The 6,469-nt window shown below is 69.8% G+C and carries 7 protein-coding genes; all 7 read left to right on the top strand.

The window, feature by feature from the left end; genetic code table 11:
- A partial coding sequence (infB, locus tag FDA94_RS33735) for a translation initiation factor IF-2 (RefSeq protein ID WP_137251122.1) occupies window positions 1–2,023 on the top strand: 2,023 nt, incomplete at its 5' end.
- Window positions 2,024–2,122: 99 nt separating this feature from the next.
- On the top strand, window positions 2,123–2,419 hold the full coding sequence (locus tag FDA94_RS33730; protein WP_062348285.1) for a DUF503 domain-containing protein: 297 nt from the start codon (window positions 2,123–2,125) through the stop codon (window positions 2,417–2,419).
- A gap of 52 nt (window positions 2,420–2,471) precedes the next feature.
- Complete coding sequence (gene rbfA, locus FDA94_RS33725; protein ID WP_137251121.1) at window positions 2,472–2,948, top strand: 30S ribosome-binding factor RbfA; 477 nt, start codon at window positions 2,472–2,474, stop codon at window positions 2,946–2,948.
- Window positions 2,945–3,931: a DHH family phosphoesterase gene (locus FDA94_RS33720; protein ID WP_137251120.1), complete on the top strand. Its 987-nt coding sequence runs from the start codon at window positions 2,945–2,947 to the stop codon at window positions 3,929–3,931. Before rbfA ends, FDA94_RS33720 begins: the two co-directional genes overlap by 4 nt.
- Window positions 3,928–4,812, top strand: a complete 885-nt coding sequence (gene truB / locus FDA94_RS33715; RefSeq protein WP_137251119.1) for a tRNA pseudouridine(55) synthase TruB — start codon at window positions 3,928–3,930, stop codon at window positions 4,810–4,812. The genes FDA94_RS33720 and truB overlap by 4 nt, the downstream gene beginning before the upstream one ends.
- A gap of 52 nt (window positions 4,813–4,864) precedes the next feature.
- Complete coding sequence (locus FDA94_RS33710; protein WP_137251118.1) at window positions 4,865–5,785, top strand: bifunctional riboflavin kinase/FAD synthetase; 921 nt, start codon at window positions 4,865–4,867, stop codon at window positions 5,783–5,785.
- 190 nt (window positions 5,786–5,975) lie between these two features.
- On the top strand, window positions 5,976–6,245 hold the full coding sequence (rpsO, locus tag FDA94_RS33705) for a 30S ribosomal protein S15 (RefSeq protein ID WP_062348278.1): 270 nt from the start codon (window positions 5,976–5,978) through the stop codon (window positions 6,243–6,245).
- Window positions 6,246–6,469 lie beyond the last annotated feature (224 nt).

Here is a 6,469-nt window from a genome sequence, read left to right as displayed (position 1 = left end):
TGGCGGCGGTCGTCCGGGTGGCGGCGGTCCCGGTGGTGGCGGCGGCGGCTTCGGCGGCGGTCGTCCCGGTCCGGGTGGCCGTGGCCGTGGCGGCGGCACTGCGGGTGCCTTCGGGCGTCCGGGTGGCCGTCCGACGCGTGGCCGCAAGTCCAAGCGCCAGAGGCGCCAGGAGTTCGACAACATGTCGGCGCCGGCGATCGGCGGCGTGCAGGCTCCCCGTGGTGGCGGTCAGACGATCCGTCTCCCGCGCGGCGCCTCGCTGTCCGACTTCGCCGACCGCATCGGCGCGAACCCGGCGGCGCTGGTCCAGATCATGCTCCACCTCGGTGAGATGGTGACCGCGACCCAGTCGGTGAACGAGGAGACGTTGCAGCTCCTCGGCGCCGAGCTCGACTACGTCGTGCAGGTCGTCTCCCCGGAGGAGGAGGACCGCGAGCTGCTCGAGTCCTTCAAGATCGAGTTCGGTGAAGACGAGGGCGACGAGGCCGACCTCGCGCCGCGTCCGCCGGTCGTGACCGTCATGGGTCACGTCGACCACGGTAAGACCAAGCTCCTCGACGCCATCCGGAACACCAACGTGGTGGCGCGGGAGGCCGGTGGCATCACCCAGCACATCGGCGCCTACCAGGTCCACGCTCAGCACGATGGCGAAGACCGGAAGATCACCTTCATCGACACCCCGGGTCACGAGGCGTTCACCGCCATGCGTGCCCGTGGTGCGCAGGCCACCGACATCGCCGTTCTGGTGGTCGCGGCCGACGACGGTGTGAAGCCGCAGACGATCGAGGCGCTGAACCACGCCCAGGCGGCCGAGGTGCCGATCGTGGTCGCGGTCAACAAGATCGACAAGGAGGGCGCCGACCCCACCAAGGTCCGCGCCCAGCTGACCGAATACGGTCTGGTGGCCGAGGAGTTCGGTGGCTCGACCCTGTTCGTCGACATCTCGGCGAAGCAGGGCCTGGGCATCGACAACCTGCTCGAGGCGATCATCCTGACGGCCGACGCGGAGCTCGACCTCCGCGCCAACCCCGACATGGACGCCCAGGGTCTGGCCATCGAAGCCCACCTCGACAAGGGCCGCGGCCCGGTGGCGACCGTGCTGGTCCAGCGCGGCACCCTGCGGGTCGGCGAGTCGATCGTCTGTGGCGAGGCCTTCGGCCGCGTCCGGGCGATGCTCGACGACAACATGCAGCCGGTCGAAGAGGCCGACCCGTCGCGTCCGGTCCGGGTGCTCGGTCTGACGGCCGTGCCCCGCGCGGGTGACAACTTCCTGGTCGTCAGCGACGACCGGATGGCCCGCCAGATCGCCCAGGAGCGGGCGGCTCGTCAGCGCATCGCGGAGATGGCCAAGGCCGGTCGCCGCCGTACGCTCGAAGAGCTGTTCAGCGACTACGAGAAGGGCAAGATCGACGAGCTCAAGCTCATCATCAAGGGCGACGTGTCCGGTTCGGTGGAAGCACTGGAAGACGCGCTGCTCAAGATCGATGTGGGCGAGGAGGTCAACCTCCGCGTGCTGCACCGCGCCGTCGGTGCGATCACGGAGTACGACGTCAACCTGGCGATCGCCGACGACAACGCGGTGATCATCGGCTTCAACGTGCGGCCGGAAGTCCGGGCGCGCGACCTGGCCGAGCGCGAGGGCGTCGACATCCGCTACTACTCGGTCATCTACCAGGCGATCGAGGAGATCGAGGCGGCCCTCAAGGGCATGCTCAAGCCGGAGTTCGAGGAGATCCAGACCGGTACCGCCGAGGTCCGCGAGGTCTTCAAGGTGCCGAAGATCGGCAACGTCGCGGGCACCCTGGTCCGTTCGGGTGTCATCACCCGCAACAGCAAGGCCAGGATCATCCGGGAGGGCGTCGTCATCGCCGACAACCTCACCGTCTCGTCGCTGCGCCGCTTCAAGGACGACGCGACCGAGGTCCGCGAGGGCTTCGAGTGCGGTATCGGTGTCGGTTACAACGACATCAAGATCGACGACGTCATCGAGACGTTCGAGATGCGGGAGAAGCCCCGCGACTAACAGGGGCTGATCATCCGGTTCCCGGCCGACGCGGCCGGGAACCGGTTTCCTGTAGGAACACGACCCACGCGCCAGGGTCTATTGGCGCCACAACAACACATGTATGTCGGTGCTCTGACGTTGGACATCCTCCTCGGCGACGTTCACTCGCTGAAGGAGAAGCGGTCCGTTGTCCGTCCCCTCATCGCCGAGCTGCGCCGGCGGTTCCCCGCGGTCGCGGTGGCCGAGACCGGCCATCACGAACTGCACCGAAGAGCCGAGATCGGCGTCGCCGTCGTCTCCGGCTCGGCCGGGAACGTCGATGAGGTCATGAACGCGTGCGAGCGGGCCGTCGCCTTCCGCCCGGAGATCGAGCTGCTGTCGGCTCGGCATCGTTTGTTCAACGACGAGGAATAGACCGCCAGGTCGCAGCGTCAGCCGTACATCCGGAAGAAGGGGGAGCGCGCCCATGGACGCCGCGCGAGCCAGGAAACTGGCGGACCGAATCCAGCAGATCGTCGCCGAGATGCTGGAACGGCGGATCAAGGATCCGCGACTGGGGTTCGTCACCATCACCGACACCCGGGTCACCAACGACCTGGGCGAGGCGACGGTCTTCTACACCGTCTTCGGGTCGGACGCCGAGCGTAAGGACACCGCCGCCGCGCTGGAGAGCGCCAAGGGCATCATCCGCTCGGAGGTCGGCCGGCAGACCGGGCTGCGCCACACGCCCACCCTGACCTTCACCCACGACCCCCTGCCCGACTCGGCCCGGCACATGGACGACCTGCTCGCCGAGGCCAGGGCACGTGACGCCGAGATCGCCAAGAAGGCGGAGGGCGCCGCCTACGCGGGCGACGCCGACCCGTACAAGAAGGACGAAGACGAGCTCGACGACGAGTTCGAAGACGACACCGACGAGGTGTCCGAGCGAAGCGCGAAGTGACGCTCCCTCCCGAGGCCGAGTGGGCGCGCGCGGTCGCGCTCATCGGTTCGCACGACTCGATCGCCCTGGCCTGTCACGTCATCCCCGACGGCGACGCCCTGGGCTCGATGCTGGCGTTCGGCCAGGCGCTGCGGCGGTCCGGCAGGCACGTGGTCGCCTCCTTCGGCGACCACGAACCGACCGTGCCCCGGCTGCTGCGCTTCCTGCCCGGCCAGGACCTCCTGGTCGACTCCGCGCGCTTCCCGGCCGAGCCGGACCTGATGATCACCTTCGACGCCGCCACGATCGAGCGGCTCGGCCTGCTCGTCCCGTCGGCCAAGGCCGCGAAGGAACTGGTGGTGCTCGACCACCACGCGTCCAACACCGGGTTCGGTACGGTCCAGCTCGTCGACCCCAAGGCGGCGGCCACGGCCGTGCTGGCCGAGGAGCTGATCCAGCGGCTGGGGCTCCCGATCGACCGGGACATCGCGACGTGCCTCTACACCGCCCTGGTGACCGACACCGGGTCGTTCCGCTACAGCTCGACCACCCCCGCCGTCCACGCCCTGGCCGGGCGGCTGCTCGACGCGGGCCTCAACCCCGACGCCATCGCGCGGGAGCTGTGGGACCGCTCTCCCTTCGGCTACCTGCGGGTGCTGGGCGCCGCGCTGTCGCGGGCCGAGCTCGACCGGTCGGCCGTCGGCGGCTCCGGGCTGGTCTGGACGACCGTGACCCGGGAGGACCGGGCCCTGAACGCCCTGCCCTACGACGAGGTCGAAGGGATCATCGACGTCCTGCGCAAGGTCGACGACGCCGAGGTGGCCGTGGTCTTCAAGGAAGACGACGAAGGCACCTGGAACGTGTCGACCCGCGCGAAGGGCACGGCCGACGTGGGCCGTGCCTGCACCGCCCTGGGGGGTGGCGGGCACCCCGGCGCGGCCGGGTTCTCCTCCCGCGAGACCCCGCAGGAGACCGTCGCCCGCCTCACGGAGCTGCTCGCGTGACCAGACGCCCCCCGCCGCCGAGCGGCATCATCATCGTCGACAAGCCCTCGGGCTGGACCTCCCACGACGTCGTCGGCAAGATGCGCGGCATCGCCGGCACCCGCAAGGTCGGCCACGCCGGCACCCTCGACCCGATGGCGACCGGCGTGCTGGTCGTCGGGGTCGAGAAGGCGACCCGCCTGCTGGGCCACCTGGCCCTGACCGAGAAGGTGTACGAGGCCACGATGCGCCTCGGCGTCTCGACCAACACCGACGACGCCGAGGGCGAGGAGACCGGCCGCGCCTCTGCCTCCCACGTCACGGCCGACGACGTCCGCAAGGGCGTCGAGGCGCTGACCGGGCTGATCATGCAGGTCCCGCCGCAGGTCAGCGCGATCAAGGTGAACGGCGAGCGGGCCTACAAGCTGGCCCGCCAGGGCGAGGAGGTGGCGCTCCAGGCTCGGCCGATCACGGTCCACTCCTTCGAGGTCACCTCGGTCACCCTGGGTGAGCACGTCGACGTCGAGGCCGTGATCACCTGTTCCTCCGGTACGTACATCCGCTCCCTGGCGCGGGATCTGGGCGCCGGACTGGGGGTCGGCGGGCATCTGACCGCGCTCCGGCGGACGCGCGTGGGGCCGTACCGAGTGGAAGACGCGCTGTCGATCGAGGCGCTCCAGAAGGAGTGCGTCATCCTGCCCATCGCCGACGCCGTCTCCCAGGCCTTCCCGCGCCGCGACGTCACCGAGGAGGAGGCCAGGCTGGTCTCCCACGGAGGGCGGCTGAAGGCGGCCGGGCTGGGGGAGGGGCCGATCGGCGTCTTCGCGCCCGGCGGGGAGCTGCTGGCCCTGGTCGAGGAGAAGGGCGGGGCCGCCAAGCCCCTCGCCGTCTTCGTGTCCTGACGTGTGTGGGACGCTTAGCATTACTTCGCCAATTGCCTGCTTGGGGGTCGACGTGCGTGGCTGGCTCGGACTTGACGACGTGCCCGCGGACTGGGGCCGGTCCGTCGTCACGATCGGGGTGTTCGACGGCGTCCACCGGGGTCACCAGACGCTGGTGCGCCGGGCCGTCGACCTCGCCCATGAGCTCGGGGTCGCGTCGGTCGCGGTGACCTTCGACCCCCACCCCGACGAGGTGGTGCGGCCCGGCAGCCATCCCTCCCAGCTCTCCACCCCGCACCGGCGCATCGAGCTGCTCGGCGCCCTCGGGGTCGACGCGGTGCTGATCCTGCCGTTCACGCTGGAGTTCTCGCGCACCTCGCCCGAGGAGTTCGTCCAGATCGCCCTGGTCGACCGGCTGCACGCCGCCGGGGTCGTGGTGGGGGAGAACTTCCGGTTCGGCCACAAGGCCGCCGGCAACCTCGGCACCCTGCGCGAACTCGGCGAGAAGTACGACTTCGTCGCCGTCGGCGTCCCCCTCGTGAGCAGTCTCGAAGACATCACCTCCTCGCTGATCCGCCAGCATCTGACCGACGGCGACGTGGCCGCCGCCGCCGACGAGCTGGGCCGTCTGCACCGGGTCGAGGGCGTGGTGGTCCGGGGCCACCAGCGCGGCAAGGCGCTCGGGTTCCCGACCGCCAACGTCGAGTCGGCGCCCCACACGGCCATCCCGGCCGACGGCGTCTACGCCGGCTGGCTGGAGTCGCCCGACGAGCGCTGGCCCGCCGCGATCTCCATCGGCACCAACCCGACCTTCGAGGGCGTCGTCCGGACCGTCGAGGCCTACGCCCTCGACCGCGACGATCTCGACCTCTACGGCCTCCACGTCTCGGTCGACTTCCTGGCCCGGCTCCGCGACACCCTGAAATTCGACTCGGTCGAGGCTCTCATCGAACAGATGCGCGCCGACGTCGACGAGGCCCGACGTCTTCTTTGAGGCGGATTCACGTGTGCGGGCCACGGCCGGCCGTCCGCGTCTCGCTTGGCGTCTCGGCTGGTTAACGGGCGGTGGTAGCCTTGTATGTCGGCTGAGTAATCACCGGCTTCTCGTCACGGCGACTGTAGGCACGCACGGTCGTTCGCGGGATTGCAATGGCTACGCGTGCCCATGGAACAAAGGAGAAGCAGTGTCGCTCGACACCGCCACGACCAAGGCCATCGTCGCCGAATACGGCGCCAGCGAGGGCGACACCGGGTCCCCCGAGGTGCAGATCGCGCTGCTGAGCAAGCGCATCAGCGACCTGACCGAGCACCTCAAGACCCACAAGCACGACCACCACAGCCGCCGCGGCCTGCTCCTGCTGGTCGGCCGCCGTCGTCGCCTGCTGAAGTACCTGCAGGCGAAGGACATCACCCGCTACCGCACGCTGATCGAGCGGCTGGGTCTGCGCCGATAGCGCGTCCGGAAGGGAGCGGCGACATCACGCCGCTCCCTTCCGCGTAACGACAACTGAATATCCACACCACCCGTGAAACCAGTGCCCCGCGTCATTCCGCGGAAAAAGAGGGCCGGTCCTCGGTAGTGGCCCCCGGTCGACGCGACCGGGCGCTTCGATCGAAGACCGGCGCCGCACCTCCGGGAGCCGGCGACGTGGGGTGACCGACCCGAAAAAGGAGGTCC

The organism is Herbidospora galbida (assembly GCF_005233835.1).
Classification (GTDB): domain Bacteria; phylum Actinomycetota; class Actinomycetes; order Streptosporangiales; family Streptosporangiaceae; genus Herbidospora; species Herbidospora galbida.
The sequence above is the reverse complement of the archived record's forward strand: the minus strand, read 5'-3'. Positions and strand labels throughout refer to the sequence as shown.